This is a genomic window from Bacillus sp. MYb78 (assembly GCF_002975115.1).
Taxonomy (GTDB): domain Bacteria; phylum Bacillota; class Bacilli; order Bacillales; family Bacillaceae_G; genus Bacillus_A; species Bacillus_A cereus.
Map to the genome: position 1 here is coordinate 51,942 of NZ_PCOB01000007.1, position 26,098 is coordinate 78,039.

Below are 26,098 nucleotides of genomic sequence, written 5' to 3' on the forward strand. Positions count from 1 at the left end.
TATAAATTAAGAGAATTCTAGATAGAATTCTCTTAATGGCCTTTATTAATTTTAGCATGTGTTTTAAAGAAAACAGGGAAATGCACATTATATATTACAGTGACGACACGAATAACAAATGTTACTAATAAACAAACATAGAAAGCTAATACGTGTGCCCCCATAGCGTGTGTGATTAGGAAGCTAATTGCTCCTAAGATAGAAGCGATTGCGTAAATCTCTTTTCGGAATACGTAAGGGATATCTTGAGCACAAATATCACGCAAAATACCGCCTCCAATACCTGTAATGACTCCCATTGAAACAACTAGAAATGATGCGTCAACATGATGTGACATTGCCGCATTTGCACCAATAGCTGTAAAAACGCCTAAGCCAACAGCATCAGAAAGCATAATAACGACTTGAAGTTTATTGATGCGTTCAAAAAACATACAAGTAAATAGTGCTGATAATACACTTACGAAAAAGTAAATTGGTTTTACAAATGCGACAGGGGGCAGGTTACCAATCATGATATCACGAATAATACCGCCGCCGAGCGCAGTAGCTACAGCTAAACAAAGGACACCAAATAAATCTAAATCTTTTTTTAAACCAACTAATGTACCAGAAATGGCAGCGGCGATAATGCCAAGAAACGTAAATATATCGATTAATAACATGGCCTTAATCCCTTTCTCTTAAAGATGTTCCAGAGAAAAAATATACACTAAAGTATTGGAAATAACAATTACTTTTCGTTACATGTATAAAAACGGATAAAATACATAAAGAAAGCGTTTGAAAATGCTTAGGAGAAAACGAAGCAAGGTTAATCTTTAGTTGTAGGATAACCGAGTTGGTGTTTGTGTATAATTATTAAATTTTATATATTTATAAACAAATTAACAAATGTTACTATAATGATGATAATAAGTGGAAGAGTGTTAGATAGTTTTTATAGAGATAGGGAAGGATAGCTAAAGGATAATGTTTTCTAGTACTACTTAAGCTGGATTTGGTTAGTTTCGGCATAAAAATAAGTTCTCAATTTAAATATGAGTTATGTTATAATTGCTAGGTGTGTTTTGAAGATAAAAATTATGATTAAAAGATAATGTTAAGATTTTGTATGGAGGTCTTGGAATGTTAGCAAATCAAGCTAGGGTTAGATTTGAGCATTTTTTGCTCTTTTTTATTATTTTACAGCCTGTTTTAGATTTATTAACGTCTCTTAGCATCACTTTATTAAAGTCAAATGCTACCGTTGGAATTTTAGTAAGATTCCTTATTATGGCTGTTGGTGGTATTTACATTTTAATTCAGGCAAAAGAGAAGGAAAATAGAAAGTTTTTAATTTATCTTATATTATTAGCCGGCGTTTTAGGGATAGGATTTATTAATAACAAACTAGTTAAGGATCCTATTGTACTTGGTGAAGAAGTTAAATTCGTTGCGAAAGCATTATATATATATATTATGCTGGGATCATACATTTTAGCTTTAAAATCATTGAAAAAGACAGTTAATATTAGCGATAAGGTTCGAAATAGTATTGTATATTCTACATTAATCATTAACGCAATTATGGTTATTTCTATTTCAACATCTACTGACTTTGGTAGTTATGAATGGATGAAGGTTGGTTCTCGAGGTTGGTTCTATGCAGGGAATGAACTAGGTTCAATCTTAGCTATTATTTTCCCTATTGTGGTACTATATTCTATTCAAAAAACAAAGAGCTGGAAGCACATTTTATATTGGATTCCATCACTTTTAATGATTTACTCATTAATTCAAGTTGGTACAAAAGTAGGAATGGGCTCAATTGGTGCTACGTTAGCAGCAGCAATCGGGATCATTGTACTACAATTATTATTTAATAGAAAAAATCCGAACAAAAAATCTCTTGCGCTTAACGCAGTAATTGCTATTGTCCTATTAGCTGGTGTAGTTGGAACGTTTAAACAAACGCCATTAGCGCAAAATATGGGTATTCACAATAATTATTTATCAGAGCAAAATGTGGCACAACAAGGTCAAAAAGAACAAGAAATTAAAGAGAAGCTGAAAAAAGAGCAAGAACTTAAAGCAAAAGAAGAAAATCATCATAAAGTTGAAAAGCCAGAAGAAAAGGCGAAGATAGAAGAGGAAGTTAAGAAAGAGCTTGAGAAAGAGCAAAAGAAAGAAAATCAAGAAAATCTTATCTTCAGCGGACGTCAAGTATATGAAGAAAGACATAAGCAGTTCTTTAAAGAAGCGCCATTGTCACAAAAATTACTAGGAATGGGCTATGCAGGTAACTTTAAATATAATGAACAAAAGCAGCCAGATCCAAAACTAATTGAAATGGACTTCCATGATTGGTTTTATGATTTTGGAATTATTGGTTTTGCATTATTAATGATTCCATTTATTTATTACGGGCTAAGAATTCTACTAGCATTTGCTACGAGATTTAAGGACATATTTAATATAAAATATGGAATGATTGCAGCAAGCTTATTGTTAGCATTAGGTATTGCTTATATTGCAGGACATATTTTAACAGCACCAGGAGTTGGGATTTACTTTGTAGTGGTGTTAGCTTATCTAATAGTAGACCTAGAAATTGAATGATAAAAATAAAAGCTAACTTTTGTTAGCTTTTATTTTTTAGTACAGTAAAATAAAAATAGATGGAAGCGTAGCGAGGATTTAAAGGAGGAAAAAATATGAGAATATTGCATATGAATGCAGGAGCAGAAGATGGGGGAGGGAAAACACATATTATTTCACTTCTCGATCAGTTTCCAACTGGTGAAGTAGAATTAGCAGTATTTGAAGATGGAATTGTTGCGAAGGAAGCAAGGGAATTAGGGATAAAAGTCCATGTGTTTTCACAAAAATCGCGCTATGATTTATCCATTTTAAAGAATATAAGTGAATTCATTAATAACGAAAAATTTGATGTAGTCCATACGCATGGTCCTAGGGCTAATTTCTATGTTTCTTTAATGAAAAAGAGAATAAATGCAAAATGGGTAACGACTATTCATAGTGATCCATTTCAAGACTTTACTAAACAAGGCTTAAAAGGTTGGATTTTTACGAAATTAAATTTGAAAGCCTTAAAAAATATAGATTTATTTTTTGTTGTAACAAATAGATTGAAAAAAAGCTTGGCAGCATTAGGTATTTCAAATGAAAAGATGCATGTTATTTATAATGGAATTGAATACGATAAGGAAAAAGTAGAAGGCTATAATAAAAAAGAAATGTTCAATATTGATGAAGATGTATTTACAGCAATTCAAGTAGCACGATTACATCCTGTCAAAGGACATGAAGTTTTATTCGATGCGTTACAACAAACAAAATTAGAGAAAATTAAAGTATTATTAGTTGGCGATGGCCCGTTAGAAGAAAATCTAAAGTCATTAGCTACTGAAAAAGGGATTAACGATAAAGTAGAGTTTTTAGGACATCGTCAAGATGTAAAACAATTATTTGCGTCGTCACATGTAAATTTATTAACTTCCCATAGTGAAGGGTTCCCACTAGTTTTATTAGAAGCGGCAAACCAACGTGTACCATCAATTGTGACTAGAGCTGGAGAAATTGAACCATTAATCGTAGATGAAACTTACGGATGGATTGTGCCAACAGGTGATGGAAAGGCATTGGCATTAGCTTTAGAAGAAGCGTATGATAAGTGGAAAACTGGAGAGTTAGCAGCAATGGGTAAACATATTTATGAGCATGCTACTATGGACTTCTCACTTCAAAAACTATATGACGATACAAAAGAAACATATAAGCAATTAATAGCGAAAAACTTGTAATGATAGAGAGGATAGTTAACTATGGCAGTACAAACAGTTGATATTCTAGGCGTTCCTTTTTCTACAATGACAATGGATGAAACGGTCCAATATTTAAAAGAACAACTAGAAGCGGAGCGAACTCATACGTTTCAGGTAGTAACAGCAAATCCTGAAATTGTTATGTGCGCAAAAAAGGATGAAAAGTTCTATCAAACATTATTGAATACAGATTTAATTACACCTGATGGTATTGGGGTTGTAAAGGCAAGCGGCATGCTTGGTACACCTTTAAAAGAGCGTGTAGCAGGTTTTGATTTAATGTGTAATTTACTTGCGAAGTTATCAGAGGATAGTAAACCAGTATCTGTTTTCTTATTAGGTGCAAAGCCGCATGTTGTACAAGCTGCAGCAGATCACTTAACAAAGACATATTCAGCTGTATCCATCGCCGGGACACAAGATGGTTATTTTAAACAAGAAGACGAAGAAAATATCATTTCTCGCATTCAAGAAGCAAAACCAGATTTATTACTTGTTGCACTCGGTTTCCCAAGACAAGAGAACTTTATCCAAAACAATAAGCATCGTTTAGAAACGAAAATGGCTGTTGGAGTAGGCGGAAGTTTAGACGTATGGGCTGGAGAGGTAAAACGTGCACCAAAATGGATTCAAGCGATTCATTTAGAGTGGTTTTATAGATTATGCAGTAATCCAACACGCTGGCGTCGTCAGTTAGTATTAGCGGAATTTTTAAAAGAAGTAATGCGTTCGAAAAAGTAGCGAAATATCGCTGCTTTTTTTATTTGTTCGTTTTTAATAAATTGAAAATTTAATCAGTGAGGCATCTCTACTGATTATTAGCCCTCACCAATCGGGATAGGCGTTTTACTTTTTGGGAATGATGAAGGAGAAATTTTTTACACAAAAGTATTTTACTTATACAATTCACACATGTAAAATGATGTGTAAAGACACCTGTGTGAGGAGGACTTCTAGTGGGCAAGGTAAAAGAAATTTCGAAGCGCAAACTACTTGGTATAGCTGGGCTTGGATGGCTATTTGATGCAATGGATGTTGGAATGCTTTCATTTGTAATGGTAGCCTTGCAAAAGGATTGGGGATTAACGAGCCAGGAAATGGGATGGATAGGTAGTATTAACTCAATCGGTATGGCAGTAGGAGCGCTTATTTTTGGGATACTATCAGATAAAATAGGGCGAAAATCAGTCTTTATTATTACATTATTATTATTTTCTATCGGTAGTGGTTTAACTGCGTTAACGACGACACTCGCGATGTTTCTCGTTTTACGCTTTGTAATTGGTATGGGGCTTGGCGGAGAGCTTCCGGTTGCCTCTACACTAGTATCAGAGAGTGTTGAAGCACATGAGCGTGGGAAAATTGTTGTGTTATTAGAAAGTTTTTGGGCAGGTGGATGGTTAATTGCAGCTCTTATCTCGTATTTTGTTATTCCGAAATATGGTTGGGAAGTTGCGATGGTATTGAGTGCAGTTCCAGCACTATATGCTTTATATTTAAGATGGAATTTACCGGATTCCCCAAGGTTCCAAAAAGTTAAAAAAAGACCATCTGTTATTGAAAATATAAAATCAGTTTGGTCTGGGGAATATCGTAAAGCAACAATTATGCTATGGATTCTATGGTTTTGTGTTGTCTTTTCCTATTATGGAATGTTCCTTTGGTTACCAAGTGTAATGGTGCTAAAAGGATTTAGTTTAATAAAAAGTTTCCAATACGTACTTATTATGACGTTAGCTCAACTTCCAGGATATTTCACTGCTGCTTGGTTTATTGAACGTCTCGGTCGTAAATTTGTTTTGGTTACGTATTTAATCGGAACAGCCTGCAGTGCCTATTTGTTTGGGGTTGCGGATTCATTAACAGTATTAATCGTGGCAGGTATGTTACTATCCTTCTTTAACTTAGGTGCTTGGGGAGCATTATACGCCTATACACCTGAGCAGTATCCAACCGTTATTCGTGGTACAGGTGCAGGAATGGCAGCAGCATTTGGGCGTATTGGTGGTATTCTTGGGCCACTATTAGTGGGGTATTTAGTTGCCTCAGAAGCTTCACTATCATTAATATTTACGATTTTCTGCGGATCAATTTTAATTGGTGTATTCGCTGTAGTAATACTTGGACAGGAAACGAAGCAACGAGAATTAGTATAAAATGAAATTTTAAACGTATCCCTGACCGTTTATTATCCTACACTACTCGGCTCTTTCTAGGCAGTTAATGTAGGATAAAAGGGGAGAGGAAACCGAAGTGGTTTCCTTTTTTCTGTTTTTTTAGATAAATAATGGTATAGTAAGAAAAAGGGATTATTTCTTATAAAAGCGAATGTATACAGCAGGACATATGGACAAAGAATTAGGTGGTTGAAGAAATGAAAATTTTACTGATCATGGAAGAGGCAGAAGAGAGAAGAGAGTTAGCTGAAAATTTCACTGAAAATATGAGAAATGTAGAATGTTTTGAAGCAAAGACAGGAACAGAATCTTTATTTATGATGAAAAAACATATACCAGACTTTGTTTTTTTAAGTTCCAAATTACTAGATGGTACTGGTTTTGAATATGCAAGTTTATTACGAGAAATAAATTGCTATACAAAATTTATTTTTGTAGGTGAAAACATAGAGGAATCTATTACAGCTTTTCGTTTCCAAGCATTTTATTATTTATTACGACCATTTCGTGAAGAAGATTTACAATTTCTTTTATATAAAATAGGTAAAGAACAAGGTGAGAAAGCAAAGAGTTATTTGCGGAAACTACCGATAGAAAGTCAAGAGGGTATACGATATATGCTCCCAGAAGATATTGTATATGTAAGTAAAAATAAAGAAAATAAAACTGTTTCAATTTACACAACGAATAATCAGTATATTTCAACATATACACTTCAGGAATTAGAAAATAAGCTAAATGCATATGATTTTTTACGTGTGCATAAAAGCTATTTAATTAATATGTCATATGTAAAAGAACTGAAACCTTATTATAATGGCACGTATAATTTGTATTTAGATAGGTATGATGAGCAACCGATTCCAGTCAGTCGTAATTATGTAAAACGCCTTCGAAATAACATTGAATTATAGTAGGTAATGAGAGTATTTTAACATGATAAACTGAAAATCCTTCATGATAAGGAGGATTCAAGTTAAATATTCAGAAAATTTAGTACAATCTCCACTAAGAAATAGTATTGGGGGAATTGTATGTGAAGACATTGAAATCAATCTTACTTTGGGGCGTTATTACAGCAGTAGGAGCAGGTGCTTTTGGGGTAATAGCTTTATCACAAGGTGAAACCATTAATGCTGTATGGCTCTTAGTAGCTGCCGTATGTGTATATGCAGTTGCTTATCGTTTTTATAGTAGATTTATAGCGAGAAAGGTTTTTAATTTAGATGATAATCGGCAAACACCAGCCCATACATTAAACGATGGGAAAGACTATGTTCCAACAAATAAGTGGGTATTGTTTGGGCATCACTTTGCAGCGATTGCTGGGGCGGGACCTTTAGTAGGACCGATTTTAGCAGCACAAATGGGATATTTACCAGGGACCATTTGGATTATCGTTGGGGTAGTTGTTGCGGGGGCTGTCCAAGATTTTGTCATTTTATTTGCTTCGATGAGACGTAATGGTAAATCGTTAGGAGAAATGATTAAGGATGAGATTGGACCTGTTACAGGACTAATTGCAATGATAGGTATTTTAGGAATTATGATTATTTTATTAGCAGTATTAGCGTTAGTCGTAGTAAAGGCACTGATCGGAAGTCCTTGGGGAATGTTTACGATAGCAGCAACGATTCCTATCGCTATTTTAATGGGAGTTTATATGCGCTATATTAGGCCTGGTCGTGTTGGAGAAGGGTCAGTAATTGGTATTATCCTACTTATTTTATCTCTTATTGGAGGACAGTATGTAGCAGAAAACCCAACACTTGCAAGTATGTTCACATTTAGTGGTGAAACAATTGCTATTATGCTTATTGTATATGGATTTATTGCATCTGCATTACCAGTTTGGATGCTATTAGCACCACGTGATTATTTAAGTACATTTTTAAAAGTTGGAACAATCGTTGGATTGGCGATAGGTATTTTAATTGTAGCACCCAATTTACAAATGCCAGCAGTTTCGCAATTTATTGATGGAACTGGTCCTGTTTTCTCCGGTAATTTATTCCCGTTCTTATTTATTACGATTGCCTGTGGTGCGGTCTCTGGATTCCATGCTCTCGTTTCATCTGGTACAACTCCAAAAATGATTGAGCAAGAGGGACATGCACAGCCAATTGGTTACGGAGCAATGTTAATGGAGTCGTTTGTAGCAGCGATGGCAATGATTGCAGCTTGTGTATTAACGCCAGGAACTTATTTTGCGATTAATAGTCCGGCGGCACTTATTGGTACGGATGTATCGCAGGCAGCTCAAGTTATTTCTTCATGGGGATTTGCTATTACACCAAATGAATTAAAAGAACTTGCTGTAAATGTTGGAGAGCAAACAATTTTATCACGTACAGGTGGAGCACCAACGTTAGCAATAGGTATGGCATATATTTTCTCACAAGTAATAGGTGGAACGGCGATGATGGCATTCTGGTATCATTTTGCCATTCTTTTTGAAGCCCTATTTATTTTAACAACGATTGACGCAGGAACTCGTGTAGGACGATTTATGATTCAAGATATTTTAGGACATGTATATAAGCCTTTTGCGAAAACAGATTCTACATTAGCGAATGTAATAGCTACAACGTTATGTGTATTAGGGTGGGGATATTTCCTATACCAAGGGGTAATAGATCCGCTCGGTGGAATTAATACATTATGGCCACTTTTCGGTATTGCAAATCAAATGTTAGCGGGTATCGCATTATTACTTGGAACGACAATTTTGTTCAAAATGGGGAAAAAGGCGTACGTTTGGGTAACACTTATTCCAACTGTGGGATTGCTTATTGTAACAATGACAGCTGGTTATCAAAAGCTATTTCATGAAAATCCTAAAATCGGATTTCTATCTCACGCGAAGGTGTTTCAGGGAGCGCTAGATGAAGGGAAAGTGTTAGCACCAGCTAAAAATGTTGCTCAAATGAAGCAAATTATTTTTAATGATTATATCGATGCAGCGCTTTGTGGGATTTTTATGATAGTTGTAATCGCTGTGTTAATTTCAGCACTTCGAATTTGGATACAAGTATTAAGAAATAAGCCAATGCCGTTAAAAGAGGCACCATATATTCCTAGAGATGAAAGTGAGTCGAGGAACTATGCTTAAAAAACTGTGGCAAGTATGGGAGAAAAGGAAGTGCTTTATTAGTTTGCTCGTTGGGGTACCAAGTTATGAAGTATACGTAGAGCATATGAAAAAGCATCATCCAGAAGAAGAGATTGTATGTCAAAAGCAGTTTTTTGCTGAGGCACAAGAAGCAAGATTTAACGCAAAGGGTGGAAAAATATCACGCTGTTGTTAATGAAAAAGGGCGAGTTTTCGCCCTTTTTATTTTTTTTGCTGTTTCACGTGGAACAGCAAAAAAATAAACAAAAAACTTTGGGAATTATAGGGATTTCGTATACAATAAAGTGAGGAAGGGGATAGATGGAAAAGTAGGGAGATTATTTTATGTTAAGGGACTTATTTGTAAATACAACAATTATTATTTCCTTTATTTTTGTTGGAGGTCAGCTTTTAAGGGATAAACCGTTAAAAGAAGAATTCTCTTTTTTGCAGAAGTGTGTAATCGGTATTTTTACTGGAATATTAGGTGTACTGTTAATGCATTTTGGTGTACACATTGAAGATATTATGTTGGATTTACGTTATTTAGCCGTTATTTTGGCAATTATAGTTGGAGGTCCGGTAGCTAGTAGTATAACAGTTACTATAATTTTAATTACTCGGCTAATTTTTACTGAGTACTCTTTAGCTTCCGAATTGGCTTGCTATACAATTTTACTAAGTGGAATTGGTGTTATCTTTATTGCAAGAATACAAACTTCGATTACGTTAAAGTTAGTATGGTTACACGTATACTGCCTTTCTATTTTGATAGTACCGATGTATATATTATTTAATGATATATCTGTAGTTGTACTATATTTAATTTCAAGTATTACTACAGGTTACATAACATTCGTAAGTACAAACTATGTTTTACAATCCAATGAGTTATTTCAAAAGATGAAACAATACGCAACGATAGATGCATTGACAGGTTTAGGAAACGTAAGACAGTTTGATTTAGAGATGAATCATCATATTAGTAATAAGAACATGAAAAATGATTCGCTTTGTTTACTCCTTATAGATATTGATCACTTTAAGTATGTAAATGATACGTACGGGCATCCTGCAGGGGACGAAGTGTTAAAACAAGTAGGATGTATTTTACGAGAAACTTCACAATTTCCAGATTTAGCTTTTCGAAAGGGTGGAGAGGAGTTTGCGCTTTTGATACCGAATAAGGGATTAGCTTACGGAATTTGTATGGGCGAGCAAATTCGTACAGCTGTTGAAAGTCACCCATTTCAATTGTTAGATGGAACAAAAATAAAAATTACGGTTTCGGTAGGGGTTTCAGAGTATGAAGGGTCATCAGAGCAATTTATTCAAGCGGCGGATGATGCGTTATACTACTCGAAACGAAATGGTAGAAATAAGGTCAGCTCTGCATCTTAAAGATAAGATGACCAGAAGACATAAAGCTTATAAAAAACACTCACAGAGTCAATGTATGAACCTTGTGAGTGTTTTTATTTATATATTAGACAAGTTCTTTTGATACAACGAATTTACGATATGCACCATGGTGAGTTGGACCTACGTATTCGTTAATTTTGAATGAGTAACGAATAGCAGCTGTGATGAATTCTTTAGCAGTTTTTACTGCTTCTTTCACAGGTTTTCCTTTTGCAAGTTCTGCTGTAATTGCAGCAGAATATGTACAACCTGCACCGTGTGTATTGGTTGTATCGATTTTTTCTGATTCTAGAAGTTCGAATGTTTCTCCATCATATAGGACGTCGATTGCAGTTTCCGTACCAAGTTTGCTTCCGCCTTTAATTAGTACGTATTTGGCACCTAAAGCGTGGATTTTCTTCGCTGCTTCTTTCATGTCCTCAAGAGAATTAATTTTCACACCGCTTAATTGGTAAGCTTCAAATAAGTTTGGCGTTACAACTAATGCCTTTGGCACAAGAACATCACGTAAGCAATCGTTCGTTTCAGGATGTAATGCTTCATCTGCACCTTTACATACCATAACAGGGTCAACTACTACATTTTTGAAATTGTGCTTTTCGATTGTTTCTGCAACCATTTCAATAATTTCTACTGATCCAAGCATACCTGTTTTTAAAGCATCTACGCCAACACCTTCAATTGTTGTTTCTAATTGTGGTTTTAATGTAGAAGCTGGGATTGGAAATACGTTATGTGCCCAACCGTTATGTGGATCCATCGTTACGATTGTTGTAAGAGATGTCATTCCGTATACGCCAAGTTCTTGGAATGTTTTTAAATCTGCTTGTATACCAGCACCGCCACTTGTGTCAGAACCAGCGATAGTAAGTGCTTTATTTAATGTCATTATGAAAGCCCCCTCAAGTGATATAATGAAAACTATGTTTTCACCATTATATCAATGTTACGAATAAGTACAAAGTGAAAAGTAGATGATTTATTTTAAGAGCTATTTAAAATCTTGTATGCAGGAGACTGAGTATGTTTCGAGATAATCGTACAAATGAATTAGTTATATTAAAGGAAATTGCAGAAACATTAAATACATCAAATGATACGTATCATGTATTGCAAGCTGTCCTAGAGAAATTACTAAGTGTGACAGGCTTAACGACAGGATGGATTTTTCTTGCAGATGAAAATGGGAAGTATACGAAGTTGATTGATTACCAATTACCAGAGGCACTTACATATGAAAATAAACGCCCGATGTGCGAAGGTGAGTGTTGGTGTTTACGAGGTTTTGTAGATGGGAAATTAGAGAGAGCCGTTAATATTATTGAATGTAAAAGAATTAATAATGCAATTGAATATAATTGGGGAGATACGGAGGGCATTCTTCATCATGCTACGGTTCCTTTAAAAGCTGGAGGAGAAAAATTTGGGTTGTTAAATGTTGCAAGTCCGGGTAAAACACATTTTTCGGAAGAAGAATTAGTATTACTCCAATCGGTTGCTTTCCAAATTGGTACGGCTTTAAAGCGAACAAAATTATATGAAAATGAAAAAAGAAGAGCACATTATTATGTGAAATTAGAGCGTTTCATTCAAGATTTAAAAACGATTCATAAGTTTAATGTATTACCTGAAAAGGTGGTAAATCACGTAGGTGAAGTATTTCAATGGAATCAAGTAGCGCTTTTTATTAGGGAGGAAAAAGAATTATCTCTGCGAGCGTCTTACGTTCAGGAAGAGTTACAAGAGGATGTAAAAGAGGCGGCCAACAAGGCGTTAGAGCAAGATGAACCAGTTCTAATAAAACATCAAATAGGGCATAATGTGCATCTAAATCAAACTGTTATTGCTACGCCAATACATATTCAAAACCATATATTTGGTGTTTTATGTGTTAGCTTGAATAATGGAGAGTTTGATGCTAATACAATAGATGTAATTCAAGCGCTATCAAACCATGTTTCGTTAATAATAGAGAATTTGAGGTTAAACGAGCAGCGCCGTGAACTTGTACGAATGGAAGAAAGAAACCGATTAGCAAGAGATTTACATGATTCTGTTTCGCAAAAATTATTTTCATTAACCTTCATGACAAAAGGCGCCGAGGCAGTTTTAAAAGGTAAAAATGAAAAGGTAGATCAATCTTTGCATGAGATGCGTGAACTTGCACAAGGAGCTTTGAAAGAAATGAGGACATTAATTTGGCAGCTTCGTCCGGCAGGATTAGAAAAAGGATTATTGCCAGCTCTAAAGCAGTACGGTGAAAATTTGGGACTGAAAATTAGGGAGCAAGTTACGGGTGTTCGTGATTTACCTCGTGTAGTAGAAGAAGCTTTATGGCGCATTGGCCAAGAAGCACTGAACAATGTAAGTAAGCATGCAGGTGTAAAAGAAGCGACGATTTATTTTACAGTGAATGAGAAAAATGTATCATTAGAAATAGTTGATCAAGGAAAGGGCTTTGTGGAAAAGAATATAAAAGAAAAGAAATCACTAGGTATGACTACGATGCGTGAAAGAGTAGAATTAGTTGGTGGAACAATTAAAATTGTAAGTAGTAATAAACGAACGAGCGTAAAAGTAAATGTACCATTATGATGTGAAAATGAGGGAAGTTTGTGAAAATAAAAGTATTGTTAGTTGATGATCATACAGTCGTTTTAAAAGGATTAGCATTTTTCTTAAGTACACAGGAAGATTTAGAGTTAGTTGGAGAAGCGAATAATGGGAAAGAAGCATTAGTGAAAGTAGGAGAAACAAATCCTGATGTTATATTAATGGATTTATATATGCCTGAAATGGATGGTGTTGAGGCGACGGCATATATTAAAAAAGAGTATCCAAATGTGAAAGTAATTGTATTAACTAGCTTTTCTGATCAGGCGCATGTGTTACCTGCATTAAGGGCTGGAGCAAGTGGGTATATTTTAAAAGATGTAGAACCGGATCAGCTTGTTGAGGCTATTCGAAGTGCATATAAAGGTAATATTCAATTACATCCGGATATAGCAAATGCTCTTCTCTCTCAAACATTACCTGTAGAAGAAAAGGAAGAAGAACATTCTATTCAAGTGGATGTGCTAACAGCGAGAGAAAATGAGGTGTTGCAACTATTAGCAAAAGGGATGAGCAATAAGGAAATTGCATCTGTTTTAGTTATTACAGAAAAGACAGTTAAGGCGCATGTAAGTAGCATTTTGAGTAAATTAAATTTATCCGATCGTACGCAAGCGGCGTTATATGCAGTGAAAAATGGAATTGTATAAGACAAAAGTCGTAAGACCTAGTTCGCCTTTAGAAGGTGGACTTTTTTTATGGAAAAATACGTCTATGTGAGGACGAAATTGTCTTTATATAAAGATAAAATATGATTGTAAGCAACAAAACAACAATTACAAGGGATACCTTTTTTGAAAGCATATAACAACATAAGAGTGAGTACTAGGAGGAAGAAATAATGGCAACAGTTTTATTCGTTAAAGCAAACAACCGTCCAGCGGAACAAGCAGTTAGTGTAAAATTATATGAGGCATTTTTAGCAAACTATAAAGAAGCACACCCAAATGATACAGTAGTAGAACTGGATTTATATAAAGAAGAATTACCATATGTAGGTGTAGACATGATCAATGGTACATTCAAGGCAGGTAAAGGATTTGATTTAACAGAAGAAGAGGCAAAAGCAGTAGCAGTTGCTGATAAGTATTTAAATCAATTCCTAGAAGCTGATAAAGTTGTTTTCGGCTTCCCATTATGGAACTTAACGATTCCAGCAGTGTTACACACATATATTGATTATTTAAACCGTGCTGGTAAAACGTTCAAATATACGCCAGAGGGTCCAGTTGGCCTAATCGGTGATAAGAAGATTGCATTATTAAATGCACGAGGCGGCGTATATTCAGAAGGTCCAGCAGCTGAGGTAGAAATGGCTGTTAAATATGTAGCAAGTATGATGGGCTTCTTCGGCGCAACAAACATGGAAACAGTAATTATTGAAGGACATAACCAATTCCCAGATAAAGCAGAAGAAATCATTGCTGCAGGTCTTGAAGAAGCAGCTAAAGTAGCAAGTAAATTTTAATTAAAATTATAATCGTCACTCGAAAAGGCAGCATTAACATGTAAACGTTAATGCTGTTTTTTTATATTTTTAGTTCATCAGCAAGTTTTTTTAATTGAATTCGATCTCGTATGTAATAGGTTCTTCCGTCTTTTTTTAAGTAATTTTGTTGGCAAAACTGATTTAATACATATAAAAGATGACGGTAGCTGACATTTAAATATTCCGAGGCCTCAGTATGCTTTTCTATATAACAATTATTTTGTTCTGTTAATAAAATAAAAGCAGCTAATCGATTTTCAAAAGGATAACTATAGTTTTTTGCGTAATTTTCAGTGCGAGTAATTGTCTTTTCTCCAATAAATTTGCATAAGTGCTGTAAAAACGTTGCATCTTGTAATAAAAGTTGCTGACAATCTTTAAGAGGAAGTGCCAAACAAACACAATCTTCTAGTACTTCAACGGACTTAGTAATATTTTCTACTCCTATTAATCCTAATTCCCCGATAAAAGATGGTGCTTGAATAAAATTAATTAATGAAACCTTCCCGTTTTTATGACTCATATATATTTTTGCCTTCCCAGAAATTAAGTAATAGAGATAAGGGAGAGTATTTCCTTCGCTACATATCATCTCTTTCGTTTGAAAAGAATGTAGCTCTACATATGGCAAGACATGAAATGAAAATAGGGTATGGAATTGATGGATTTGCATGTATTGATAAATTTCTTCCTCATTTTTGCTGATTTTCATATTTTCACCCCTATTTATAGTATGAGATATCTCCTATTATCTTTACAAGAAGGAATGATACGATTTATGTAAATTTGTTTTTGTAGAAAAGAGAGTGTGATGAGTTTATGAAAAAATATAAAACATTGCTATTTGATGTAGATGATACATTATTAGATTTCCAAAAGGCTGAAAAAGTGGCTTTACGGGTGCTTTTTGAAGAGAAGGGAATCCCTTTAACAGACGAGATAGAGGCTCGTTATAAAAAAATAAATAAAGGTCTTTGGGATGCTTTTGAAAAAGGGGAACTATCACGCAATGAAGTTGTAAATACACGATTCTCTCTGTTGTTTAAAGAGTATGGAGAAGAAGTAGATGGAATATTATTCGAAAATAATTACCGTAACTACTTAGAAGAAGGAAATCAACTCATGCAAGGTGCGTTTGAATTTATAAATCAAATTCAAGGGGAGTATGAGTTGTATATAGTGACAAATGGTGTTTCTAAGACGCAAGATAAACGTTTGCGTAATGCAGGGTTACATTCATTGTTTAAAGATGTTTTTGTTTCGGAAGATACAGGTTTTCAAAAGCCGATGAAAGAGTATTTTGATTATGTTTTTGAACGGATTCCTAACTTTGCACCTGAAGAAGGGCTGATTATTGGGGATTCATTAAGCGCGGATATTAAAGGTGGATATGTAGCGGGAATTGATACTTGTTGGTTTAATCCAGAAAGGAAGTTAAATGATAGTGGGATTATACCGACATATGAAGTGCATAATTTTGAGGAGTTAGAAGCGTTATTAAAGCAGCATGTGTAATAAAAAAATAGACAGTGGAGCTTTCGTCTCCACTGTCTATTTTTGTTAATTTGTATTTTCGTTATGTTTTGGGAGTGGAAAGGCATTCCCAATAGCAGCTGCACCAAGCATTGGCAATAGTAAATTAAGCGGGAAAAACATAAGTAATAGCAATGTAATAGCTATTGGCTTTCGTAACGCATAGCTCGAAATTGCTGTCGTTACGATAGCAACGGATGCTACTGGATCTATAGGAAGAATAGATGCTATAGCGTATCCAATACTTGATCCGGAAAATATAATTGGGAATATATGTCCACCCCGCCACCCTGTGTTCAAACAAACGGCAGTAATACACAACTTTAAAATCCCTGAAAGAAGTAGTATCCAAAAAGATAAATGGCTCCATTCAACAACTAACTCTTTTAATTGATGTTCCCCTGAAAATAATGTGTACGGAAGAAAAGTTCCTGCAATTCCTAATAAAATGCCACCGATAATTCCGAGTGTCAGCTTGTATTCCCTAAAAGGGTGAATTAACTTCTCTAATGTGAATTCTAACTTGAAATAAAAGAAACCAACTATAGCACCGATACTAGCAAGTGGAAGAAATGCGATCCATTCATTGAAAGAAAGTGCACCTTCCCCGAAATCAACAATAAAGGATCCACGATTATCGAGTTTACTCAGTAGTAAATAAACAGAAAAACCTGCGAAAGTAGTAGCTAAGTATACAATTGCCTTTTTTCCTTTAGAAAAAGCAGCAATTTGTTCCCCCTCATTTTCATTCGGTGCTAAATAACCGAATAATGGTGCGTTAAAAATGACACTTAAAGTAGCACCAATTCCAATCTCGGTTAGCTCATTCATACCCTTTAAGGCAAATTTAAAGCGATCCCCTACCCATGTGCACAGTCCGCCTATAATTCCAACTAGTGCGGCTTCTGGACCAAGACTAGCTCCGAAAATTAAAACAATAATCGCTGTTAAAGTAGCCTGATGGACAAAGCGATATTCGATTCGACCAGTTTTTTTATATTCAGTCATCACTTCAGGCATAAGGCGTGGATATATACCGAAATATTTTTGTGATAGACCAACGAGGACCCCGCCAATTATTGTTACGCAAAGGGTGTAATAAGAGGGATAAGAGAGAACTTCAGGCAAGTATCCCCAAATAAAGTGGATTCCAATATTTATTGTGACTAAAAATAACCAGACTGTAGCTCCTACTATAGATCCTAGAAGAATGCCATATAGAGCAAGTATGTACTGCATATCTTTTTTATTTGTCATGTTATACCTCCGTTATGTAAATCTCAGTAGGGAAAAAGTGAAATATACTAGTGGAAAATGGATTGAATATATATAGTATCTTTTTGAGAGGACCGCCTATTCAACATATAGGCTGAATTTTAGAGAATTTGAATTTATAGGTTAAATTACTTATTTAATTTTATAGACTGATTTGAGTTTTTTAAAGGTCTTTTTTGAAATAGACTAGAATATATTTCTTTTGTTGCTTTATATGAAACTGTTAACATTTATTTTAGAACATTCAGAAAAACTGTTTGACATTAGGAAATTATTGCTATAAAATCAACGGTAATTGCATAGTCTTATCAAGAAAAGGTGGAGGGACAGGCCCGATGAAACCTTGGCAACAGCCGTATAACGGAATTGTGCCAAATCCTGCAGGTAGTAATCCTGAGAGATAAGAAAGAGCCTTTAGAGCGTGTTTTCAAACTGCTCCTTTCTTGTTTTCAGGAAAGGGGCAGTTTTTTATTTTGTATAAAAGAAAGGAGAATGAGAGATGGGAGAATCATGGGGAAAAGGAACGATTTGTGTGCAAGGTGGCTATACGCCAAAGAATGGTGAACCACGTGTTTTACCACTTTATCAAAGCACAACGTATAAATACGATACTTCGGATGATTTAGCAGCTCTATTTAACTTAGAGGCAGAAGGATATATTTATACGCGTATTGGAAACCCTACTCTAGCCGCATTTGAGCAGAAGTTATCAGATTTAGAAGGCGGTGTAGGAGCTGTTGCAACGGCTTCTGGGCAAGCAGCTATTATGCTCGCAGTTTTAAATATTTGTAGTAGTGGGGATCATTTACTTTGCTCTTCAACTGTTTACGGGGGAACGTTTAATTTATTTGGGGTGAGTTTACGTAAGCTTGGCATTGATGTTACGTTCTTTAATCCAAATTTAACGGCAGATGAAATTACGGCACTTGCTAACGATAAGACGAAACTTATCTATGCAGAATCATTAGGAAATCCAGCGATGAATGTTTTAAATTTCAAAGAATTTTCAGCTGCCGCTAAAGAATTAGAGGTACCTTTTATCGTTGATAATACATTAGCAACTCCTTATTTATGCCAAGCGTTTGAATATGGGGCAAATATTATTGTTCATTCTACGACTAAATATATCGATGGGCATGCGAGCTCTTTAGGCGGTATTGTAATTGACGGTGGAAACTTTGATTGGACAAATGGAAAATATCCTGAGCTTGTTGAACCAGATCCAAGTTATCACGGTGTAAGTTACGTTCAAAACTTTGGTGCAGCAGCATATATTGTGAAAGCACGTGTTCAACTATTAAGAGATTATGGAAATTGTATGAGCCCATTCAATGCATATATTAGCAATATTGGCTTAGAGACTTTGCATTTACGAATGGAGCGTCATAGCGAAAATGCTCTGGCAGTTGCTAAGTGGCTTGCTAATCATGAACGTATTGAATGGGTGAATTATCCGGGATTAGATAGTAATGAAAATTACTCGTTAGCACAAAAGTATTTGAAAAAAGGTGCTAGTGGGGTTTTAACATTTGGTATTAAAGGGGGATTAGAAGCAGCAAAAGAATTTATCGCAAATGTAAAACTAGCAACTCTTGTAACACACGTAGCTGATGCACGAACTTGCGTTATACATCCCGCTAGTACGACGCATAGACAATTAAATGCTGAAGATCAGCGTTTAGCTGGTGTTACATCTGATTTAATTCGTTTATCGGTTGGTATAGAAGATGTTTCTGATATTATTGCAGATTTGGAAGCAGCTCTAGTTGGAGGCAAAACACATGCCGATCATAATTGATAAAGATTTACCGGCTCGCAAAGTGTTGCAAAAAGAAAATATTTTTGTAATGACGAAGGAGCGAGCAGAAACACAAGATATACGCGCTTTGAAAATTGCTATATTAAATTTAATGCCAACGAAGCAAGACACAGAGGCACAATTACTTCGCTTAATTGGAAACACACCGTTGCAATTAGATGTTCATTTACTTCATATGGAATCACATCTGTCTCGTAATGTAGCGCAGGACCATTTAACGAGCTTTTATAAAACGTTTCGTGATATTGAAAATGAAAAATTTGATGGGCTCATTATTACAGGAGCACCAGTTGAAACTCTTTCTTTTGAAGAAGTAGATTATTGGGAAGAGCTTAAACGTATTATGGAGTATTCAAAAACGAATGTAACATCTACGCTCCATATTTGCTGGGGGGCACAGGCTGGTTTGTACTATCATTATGGTGTTCCAAAGTATCCCCTTAAGGAAAAAATGTTCGGTGTATTTGAACATGAGGTTTGCGAGCAACATGTGAAATTGTTACAAGGATTTGATGAATTGTTTTTTGCTCCGCATTCTCGTCATACAGAAGTACGAGAGAATGATATTAGAGAAGTGAAAGAATTAACATTGTTAGCAAACTCTGAAGAAGCAGGTGTTCACCTTGTTATTGGGCCAGAAGGAAGGCAAGTTTTTGCCCTTGGACATAGCGAATATAGTTGTGAGACGTTAAAACAAGAATACGAACGAGATCGTGACAAGGGATTAAATATTGATGTGCCAAAAAACTATTTTAAACATAATAATCCAGATGAAAAGCCGCTTGTTAGGTGGAGGAGTCATGGTAATTTATTGTTTTCTAATTGGTTGAATTATTACGTGTATCAAGAAACCCCTTATATATTGTAAAGAAAGATTGTGTAACACGTGGCAACGTTTTCCTTGTAAAGATTAACTTATATTTTTCCGAATGTTCAAAATGCATTGTTTTTCAGATTTTTTACTCATATAATTTCATCTAAACACAATTTTTGAGGGGTGGACAGTACTATGAAAGAAATTCAAGTTGGGTTATTAGGTCTTGGGACAGTTGGCAGTGGTGTGGTTCGTATTATTACGGATCATCAAGAACGACTCATACACCAAGTAGGTTGTCCAGTTAAGGTAACGAAAGTATTAGTGCAAAACATTGAGAAAGAGAGAGAGGTAGAGGTACCTTCTACTCTATTAACACAAGATGCAAATGAAATTTTAGATAATCCAAATATTGATGTTGTCATCGAAGTGATGGGTGGCATTGATGATGCAAAATCATATATTTTACAAGCTTTAAAAAGCGGAAAGCATGTTGTAACTGCAAATAAAGACTTAATGGCATTACATGGAGCTGAATTATTAGCGACAGCAAAAGATAATAAGGCTGATTTATTCTATGAGGCGAGTGTGGCAGGAGGAATTCCAATTTTACGCAGTATCGTAGAAGGACTTTCTTCAGATCTTATTACGAAAGTAATGGGAATTGTAAATGGAACGACAAATTTTATTTTGACGAAAATGTCAGACGAAGGGAGAGCATATAACGACGTGTTAAAAGAAGCCCAACAACTTGGATTTGCAGAAGCAGATCCAACATCAGACGTAGAAGGTTTAGATGCAGCAAGAAAAATGACGATTTTAGCTACTCTCGGTTTCTCTACAAATGTAGAGCTTGGAGATGTGAAAGTAAAAGGGATTACCTCTATTACAGAGGAAGATATTGAATACAGTAAGAGCTTAGGTTATACAATTAAATTAATCGGTCTTGCAAAACGAGATGGTGAAAAATTGGAGGTTACAGTTGAACCAACTTTACTTCCAAATACACATCCTCTTGCGGCAGTACAAAATGAATATAACGCTGTGTATGTGTACGGTGAAGCAGTTGGAGAAACGATGTTTTATGGACCAGGCGCAGGAAGTTTACCGACAGCGACAGCTGTTGTTTCGGATTTAGTTGCTGTAATGCAAAATATTAGATTAGGGGTAACAGGAAATAGTGCTGTAGTCCCACAATATCAAAAAGTATTAAAAGAGCCAGACGAAATTGTCGTGAAAAAGTTTTTAAGACTTCATGTAAAAGACGAAATTGGTGTATTTGCAAAAATTACTTCATTGTTCTCTGAGCGTGGCGTTAGCTTTGAAAAGATTATTCAAATGCCGCTTGAAGAGAAAGGAAAGGCTGAAATTGTAATTGTAACGCATCGTGCGTCTCTTGCTGATTATGATTATATTCTACATACGTTGCAAGGGTATGAAGAAATCGATTGTTTGAAAGCGAACTATCGAATTGAAGGGGATGCTAAGTAGTATCTCTTACCATAAAACAGAAAGAGCCTATTAAGCAGCTTGCTTAATAGGCTCTTTTCTATTTAAAATCTGCGTACCAACTTGAATAAATGCTTGGATAATCCAGCCTGTTGTAAAGGATAAGATGATTGTTCCAAAATAGATAGGTCCATCTAATAAAAAGCTTAACGTTAAAAATAAAAAGGCTAATGAAATCTCTGTTCTTCTAAACGTCCATTTTTTCTTTTCAGCAACCGTTAAAACGAAAGCTTCTTGAGGCGCTGCGCAAAGGTTTGTAGAGACGTAAAGACCAATTCCAGCTCCAACGAATAGATTTCCGCAAATAAGTGTTATATATTTTGGAAGAGAGCGGATAGCGTCCATAATAGTTGTAATGGAACCAATCCAATCAACAAAAAGAGAAATAAGAACCATCGTTACAATTGTACCGATTGTAATTTGTTTTTTATTCCAAAAGAGTACGATAAGTGTAAAGGCAAAGTTAATCATGAAAATCCAAAAACCAATGCTTATCCCAAAATTTTGATATAGTGCAATAAAGAAGGAATCATAAGGACTAAGTCCAAAGGAAGTAATTGTTGTCATCATATTAATACCGATGGCAAGAATGAGTAAACCGCCAATGAAAAATATATATTCTAATTTGAATCGAAGCATAGTTGTATATCCTTTCTAAATGTATTTGCTAGGAAAGGATATATTGTGGAAAGCTTACCAGGTCAAGGGAGACTTTTTGTGAGAAGGGGAAAATGAGATGACAAATATAAGAAAGATTGCTGAACTTGCTGGAGTATCTGTTTCAACTGTTTCACGTGTACTAAATAATCATCCGTACGTAAATGAACAGAAACGAAAAGAAATTTTAGCAATTATAGAAAAATTAAATTACACGCAAAACGTGAATGCAATTCATTTAGTGAAAGGAAAAACGAATGTAATTGGCGTTTTATTGCCACACGTAAATGATCAATATTATAGTGCTATTATCGAGGGGATATCAAAAGAAACAGCAAAGAATAATTATAATATGATGCTTTGCCAGACAAATTATAGCGAAGAAAGAGAACTAGAAATTTTAAATATGTTAAAAATGAAAAAGCTTGATGGGGTTATTATTTGTTCTCGGACAAATAGTAAAGAGAAGCTTGAAGAATATACGAAATTCGGCCCGATTGTTATGTGTGAAGAAATAGATTCGAAGTATATTTCAAGTGTCCATATCGATTACTACAAAGTATTTTCACGTGGGATGAAAAGCTTAATAGATGCCGGTCATACACGTATTGGATATTGTATTGGAAGAAGTAATAGCGTTAATAGCCAAAGACGAAAGAAGGCATACGAAGATTCGCTGCAACAGAGTATCGTAACACCGTTAGAGACCTGGAAATTTGAGGGATGTTTTACAGTGGAAGATGGACGCAATGTAATTAGAGAATGGGCTCATATGTCAGTAAAACCGACGGCGTTCCTTGTATCTTGTAACCATATTGCAGCGGGGATGGTTACAGAAGCAAAAAAACAAGGAATTCGTATTCCAGAGGATATTACGATTATCGGGTGTGATGATCAAGAGGTGGCAGATATATTGGGTATAACGACGATTTCGCATTCTAGTAAAAACGTTGGAGTGAAAGCGTTTGAATTATTATATGAAAAGATTAATGAAGAGAAATTAGATGTGAAGCATGTAGAGTTATTACCAGAGTTAGTAGATAGAGAAACGACATAATTGAGAAGGTGTGAAAATCGCTTTTCAAAATTTCGTTTGGTATAATTATGGACAATCTATGAGGGCTAAAAGGGGTTTTGATATGAGATCAAAAGTAGTAAAAGTAATTCTACTCATTACAATTGCATCTTTCTGTTTATTTGCATATGGCTTTGTTTCAGGTGTAAATGATGTATTAAATCCGAAAGCTTCAAATTTAATTAAAAAGACCGATGTAGTGGCAAAAGAGAAAAAGAAAACGGGAACGTTACAAATCGTTAGTTTAGGTGATTCATTAACGCGTGGCGTTGGTGATAAAGAAGGAATTGGCTATGTTGGGCGAATGAAAGAGGATTTACAAAAAGATTATAAGCAAAAAATTGCATTAACAAATTTAGCAGTTAGTGGTGCAAAAATGCCCGATTTATTAAAACAAATTGAGAGTAGTGGCGCTCAATATTCAATTAAGCAAGCAGATGTAATCGTGTTAACGATTGGCGGGAATGATTTGTTCCCAGGCTGGGAATCGCTCGGGAAAATAGATTTAGAGACGTATCGTCCTGATACAGAAACGTTTCAAAATGAAGCAAAGAAAATTATAGAAGAAATTCGTAAATTAAATGCAAATAGTCCGATTTTTTGGCTTGGTTTATACAATCCTTTTGAAGATGTAGAAGATTTAAAAGGGTCTTCAAACATTGTTGTGGACTGGAATGCATCTTTAGAGAAGTTAGCACTAAACGATAAAAATGTGTATATTACACCGACATTTGATTTATTCCAAAACCGCGGGAAAGATTTATTATACTCTGATCATTTTCATCCGAATGAAGTAGGTTATACGTATATGGCAGAACGTTTAGTTCAAAATGTTGTAAGTAAATTAAAACTAGAACAAGGAGGGGTAAAATGACGACGATACTTTCCGTACGAGACTTGAAGAAGGTAATTGGAAACAAGACTCTTGTAGAGAATATTTCCTTTGATGTAAAGCAAGGAGAAGTGTTCGGGTTCCTAGGACCAAACGGTGCTGGAAAGACGACTACCATTCGAATGTTAGTCGGATTGATTAAGGCGACAGAAGGTAAGATTTCTATCGGTGGTTATTCGATTAAGGAAAATTTCAGAGAAGCGATGCGTCAAATTGGGAGTATCGTTGAAAACCCAGAGTTGTATACATATTTAACAGGATGGGAAAATTTAAAGCAATTTGCTCGTATGTTAGGTGATATATCAGATGAACGTATTATTGAAATTGCTGAAATGGTTCATTTAGATGAAAGAATTCATGACAAGGTAAAAACGTACTCACTTGGTATGAAACAACGCCTTGGAATTGCACAGGCGCTCCTTGGGAATCCTAAATTGCTTATATTAGATGAGCCAACGAATGGTTTAGATCCAGCAGGGATTAGAGAACTTAGGGAATTTATACATAAGCTTGTGAAAGAAGAAAATATGAGCGTGTTTATTTCAAGTCACTTGCTAAGTGAAGTGCAAATGATATGCGATCGCGTTGCTATTATTCATAAAGGAAAGATGATAACAGTTGCCAAGGTTGAAGAATTAATTAAAACAGCAAGTGATCGTGTAGAATGGATTGTTACACCAATTTCTAAGGCGAAAGATATGCTAGAAGCGGCCGAGGAAATAAGAGAAGTGAGTGTAAAAGGCGAGCGATTACTATGCCGCATGGATATTGCATCTATAAGTAGTTGGAATAAAAAATTTGTAGAAAATGAAATAGATGTACATAGCGTTAAGGAGCTTGTATTTACGCTAGAAGATTTATTTATTGAACTCACAAGGGGTGAGCAGCATGCGTGAATTTGCGAATCTAGTTTTAAATGAATCAGAAAAAATTTACCGTAAGAAACGTATTTTTGTTGTCATGCTTATTTTAGCAATCTTGATCCCGCTTTTTGTGTACGCGCAGTATCGTGAAATAGAAACGACACAAAAAAGACTCGGTACAACTGATTGGAAGGTTTCATTGCAACAGCAAATTGTTGATTCTCAGAACCGGTTGAACAATTCTAGGTTGCCAGAAGAATGGCGTGATTGGTTAAAGGTAAGAGTTGAGCAACAACAATATTATTTAGATCATGATATTAACCCGATGGCACCGGGTGCACCGACTTTTGTCAGAGCATTTATTGAACAAGGAATTACATTGTTTATTCCGCTTCTCGTAATGATTGTCGCTATTGATATCGTTTCAGGAGAACGAAGTGATGGGACAATGAAGATGTTACTTACGCGGCCGATTCGGCGCTGGAAAATACTCCTTAGTAAATACGTGACGATGTTATTTTTCATTTCGCTCATACTGTTTCTTGTAGGTTTGTTTGCTTACATATTATCAGGGCTTGTATTTGGATACTCGGGATGGAATTTACCTGTTTTAACAGGATTCGTCATTGATAAAGAAACGTTAAATACGAACTTTGTGCATCTGATTCCGCAGTGGCAATACATCTTAATGGCGTATGGACTAGCCTGGTTTGTTGCTATCGTTGTCGGAACTATATCATTTATGGTCTCTGTTTTAATTCGTAATACACCAGCTGGTATGGGCGTTATGCTAGCTGCATTAATTGCAGGCGGTATCTTAAGCTCATTCGCAACATCTTGGGAAGGTGCGAAATATATTTTTAGCGTGAATTTATCATTAACGGATTATTTATCAGGAAAATTACCTGCATTACAAGGCTTATCAATGGGATTTTCTTTGATGAATTTAACTGTTTGGGCAGTTGTTTCCCTTATTATTTCGTTCTTAGTATTTACAAAACAGGATATGTTGAATTAATTA

Annotated in this window: 24 protein-coding genes and 1 riboswitch; of the genes, 19 read left to right on the top strand and 5 right to left on the bottom strand. The window is 35.3% G+C overall.

Annotated features, from left to right (window positions below):
- Positions 1-32 precede the first annotated feature (32 nt).
- Positions 33-665 (bottom strand): trimeric intracellular cation channel family protein, encoded by a 633-nt coding sequence (locus CQ064_RS15815; protein WP_000924371.1) that lies wholly within the window; start codon positions 663-665, stop codon positions 33-35.
- A gap of 463 nt (positions 666-1,128) precedes the next feature.
- On the opposite strand from CQ064_RS15815, the gene CQ064_RS15820 reads away from it, so the two are divergent.
- The 8 genes from CQ064_RS15820 (at position 1,129) to CQ064_RS15855 (ending at position 10,517) form a co-directional block, all read left to right on the top strand.
- A complete protein-coding gene (locus tag CQ064_RS15820) occupies positions 1,129-2,601 on the top strand; it encodes an O-antigen ligase family protein (RefSeq protein ID WP_000880748.1) in 1,473 nt (490 codons plus the stop codon).
- A 95-nt stretch (positions 2,602-2,696) separates the two neighbouring features.
- Positions 2,697-3,806, top strand: coding sequence for a glycosyltransferase family 4 protein (locus tag CQ064_RS15825; RefSeq protein ID WP_001221236.1), 1,110 nt, complete (start codon positions 2,697-2,699; stop codon positions 3,804-3,806).
- 21 nt (positions 3,807-3,827) lie between these two features.
- Positions 3,828-4,568 carry a WecB/TagA/CpsF family glycosyltransferase gene (locus CQ064_RS15830; protein ID WP_000290751.1) on the top strand — a complete coding sequence of 247 codons (741 nt, stop codon included), beginning with the start codon at positions 3,828-3,830 and terminating at the stop codon, positions 4,566-4,568.
- Between the two features lie 215 nt (positions 4,569-4,783).
- Positions 4,784-5,983 carry an MFS transporter gene (locus CQ064_RS15835; protein WP_000521107.1) on the top strand — a complete coding sequence of 400 codons (1,200 nt, stop codon included), beginning with the start codon at positions 4,784-4,786 and terminating at the stop codon, positions 5,981-5,983.
- A gap of 218 nt (positions 5,984-6,201) precedes the next feature.
- Positions 6,202-6,918 carry a LytR/AlgR family response regulator transcription factor gene (locus tag CQ064_RS15840; protein WP_000698259.1) on the top strand — a complete coding sequence of 239 codons (717 nt, stop codon included), beginning with the start codon at positions 6,202-6,204 and terminating at the stop codon, positions 6,916-6,918.
- Between the two features lie 122 nt (positions 6,919-7,040).
- Positions 7,041-9,116 carry a carbon starvation protein CstA gene (cstA, locus tag CQ064_RS15845; protein ID WP_000854308.1) on the top strand — a complete coding sequence of 692 codons (2,076 nt, stop codon included), beginning with the start codon at positions 7,041-7,043 and terminating at the stop codon, positions 9,114-9,116.
- A complete protein-coding gene (locus CQ064_RS15850; RefSeq protein ID WP_000914501.1) occupies positions 9,109-9,312 on the top strand; it encodes a YbdD/YjiX family protein in 204 nt (67 codons plus the stop codon). Before cstA ends, CQ064_RS15850 begins: the two co-directional genes overlap by 8 nt.
- Before the next feature lie 149 nt (positions 9,313-9,461).
- Positions 9,462-10,517, top strand: a complete 1,056-nt coding sequence (locus CQ064_RS15855; RefSeq protein WP_000942875.1) for a GGDEF domain-containing protein — start codon at positions 9,462-9,464, stop codon at positions 10,515-10,517.
- An 85-nt stretch (positions 10,518-10,602) separates the two neighbouring features.
- On the opposite strand, the gene pdxK is transcribed toward CQ064_RS15855, so the two are convergent.
- Positions 10,603-11,427 (bottom strand): pyridoxine/pyridoxal/pyridoxamine kinase, encoded by an 825-nt coding sequence (pdxK, locus tag CQ064_RS15860; RefSeq protein WP_000174259.1) that lies wholly within the window; start codon positions 11,425-11,427, stop codon positions 10,603-10,605.
- 134 nt (positions 11,428-11,561) lie between these two features.
- On the opposite strand from pdxK, the gene CQ064_RS15865 reads away from it, so the two are divergent.
- From CQ064_RS15865 to CQ064_RS15875, 3 genes are all read left to right on the top strand, one after another.
- On the top strand, positions 11,562-13,133 hold the full coding sequence (locus tag CQ064_RS15865; RefSeq protein WP_000488131.1) for a GAF domain-containing sensor histidine kinase: 1,572 nt from the start codon (positions 11,562-11,564) through the stop codon (positions 13,131-13,133).
- Positions 13,134-13,153: 20 nt separating this feature from the next.
- Positions 13,154-13,801, top strand: coding sequence for a response regulator (locus tag CQ064_RS15870; RefSeq protein ID WP_000695798.1), 648 nt, complete (start codon positions 13,154-13,156; stop codon positions 13,799-13,801).
- A 191-nt stretch (positions 13,802-13,992) separates the two neighbouring features.
- Positions 13,993-14,619 carry an FMN-dependent NADH-azoreductase gene (locus tag CQ064_RS15875; RefSeq protein WP_000246721.1) on the top strand — a complete coding sequence of 209 codons (627 nt, stop codon included), beginning with the start codon at positions 13,993-13,995 and terminating at the stop codon, positions 14,617-14,619.
- A 61-nt stretch (positions 14,620-14,680) separates the two neighbouring features.
- On the opposite strand, the gene CQ064_RS15880 is transcribed toward CQ064_RS15875, so the two are convergent.
- Positions 14,681-15,352 carry a transcriptional regulator YeiL gene (locus CQ064_RS15880; RefSeq protein WP_000703310.1) on the bottom strand — a complete coding sequence of 224 codons (672 nt, stop codon included), beginning with the start codon at positions 15,350-15,352 and terminating at the stop codon, positions 14,681-14,683.
- Between the two features lie 107 nt (positions 15,353-15,459).
- Here CQ064_RS15880 and CQ064_RS15885 point away from each other — a divergent pair, with 107 nt between their 5' ends.
- Positions 15,460-16,155, top strand: coding sequence for a YjjG family noncanonical pyrimidine nucleotidase (locus CQ064_RS15885; RefSeq protein ID WP_000760188.1), 696 nt, complete (start codon positions 15,460-15,462; stop codon positions 16,153-16,155).
- Positions 16,156-16,200: 45 nt separating this feature from the next.
- Here the strand turns inward: CQ064_RS15885 and CQ064_RS15890 are convergent, their stop codons facing one another.
- Positions 16,201-17,430, bottom strand: a complete 1,230-nt coding sequence (locus CQ064_RS15890; protein ID WP_000182472.1) for a chloride channel protein — start codon at positions 17,428-17,430, stop codon at positions 16,201-16,203.
- Between the two features lie 320 nt (positions 17,431-17,750).
- Positions 17,751-17,855: riboswitch (SAM riboswitch) on the top strand.
- A gap of 92 nt (positions 17,856-17,947) precedes the next feature.
- Between CQ064_RS15890 and CQ064_RS15895 the strand changes: the two genes are divergently transcribed.
- The 3 genes from CQ064_RS15895 (at position 17,948) to CQ064_RS15905 (ending at position 21,572) form a co-directional block, all read left to right on the top strand.
- A complete protein-coding gene (locus CQ064_RS15895; protein ID WP_000504786.1) occupies positions 17,948-19,246 on the top strand; it encodes a bifunctional O-acetylhomoserine aminocarboxypropyltransferase/cysteine synthase in 1,299 nt (432 codons plus the stop codon).
- Positions 19,230-20,135 (top strand): homoserine O-acetyltransferase MetA, encoded by a 906-nt coding sequence (metA, locus tag CQ064_RS15900; RefSeq protein WP_001121531.1) that lies wholly within the window; start codon positions 19,230-19,232, stop codon positions 20,133-20,135. Before CQ064_RS15895 ends, metA begins: the two co-directional genes overlap by 17 nt.
- 141 nt (positions 20,136-20,276) lie before the next feature.
- Positions 20,277-21,572 carry a homoserine dehydrogenase gene (locus tag CQ064_RS15905; protein ID WP_000659109.1) on the top strand — a complete coding sequence of 432 codons (1,296 nt, stop codon included), beginning with the start codon at positions 20,277-20,279 and terminating at the stop codon, positions 21,570-21,572.
- A 30-nt stretch (positions 21,573-21,602) separates the two neighbouring features.
- Here the strand turns inward: CQ064_RS15905 and CQ064_RS15910 are convergent, their stop codons facing one another.
- Positions 21,603-22,229: a YczE/YyaS/YitT family protein gene (locus CQ064_RS15910; protein ID WP_000943411.1), complete on the bottom strand. Its 627-nt coding sequence runs from the start codon at positions 22,227-22,229 to the stop codon at positions 21,603-21,605.
- A gap of 97 nt (positions 22,230-22,326) precedes the next feature.
- Here CQ064_RS15910 and CQ064_RS15915 point away from each other — a divergent pair, with 97 nt between their 5' ends.
- From CQ064_RS15915 to CQ064_RS15930, 4 genes are read left to right on the top strand one after another with little or no spacing between them, the layout of a single operon-like run.
- On the top strand, positions 22,327-23,304 hold the full coding sequence (locus CQ064_RS15915) for a LacI family DNA-binding transcriptional regulator (protein WP_000181998.1): 978 nt from the start codon (positions 22,327-22,329) through the stop codon (positions 23,302-23,304).
- Between the two features lie 10 nt (positions 23,305-23,314).
- Positions 23,315-24,196 (top strand): SGNH/GDSL hydrolase family protein, encoded by an 882-nt coding sequence (locus CQ064_RS15920; RefSeq protein ID WP_015055217.1) that lies wholly within the window; start codon positions 23,315-23,317, stop codon positions 24,194-24,196.
- Entirely contained in the window at positions 24,193-25,110 is a 918-nt protein-coding gene (locus tag CQ064_RS15925) for an ABC transporter ATP-binding protein (RefSeq protein ID WP_000207730.1), read from the top strand. The genes CQ064_RS15920 and CQ064_RS15925 overlap by 4 nt, the downstream gene beginning before the upstream one ends.
- Entirely contained in the window at positions 25,103-26,095 is a 993-nt protein-coding gene (locus CQ064_RS15930) for an ABC transporter permease subunit (protein ID WP_001206475.1), read from the top strand. The genes CQ064_RS15925 and CQ064_RS15930 overlap by 8 nt, the downstream gene beginning before the upstream one ends.
- The last annotated feature ends 3 nt before the right edge of the window (positions 26,096-26,098 follow it).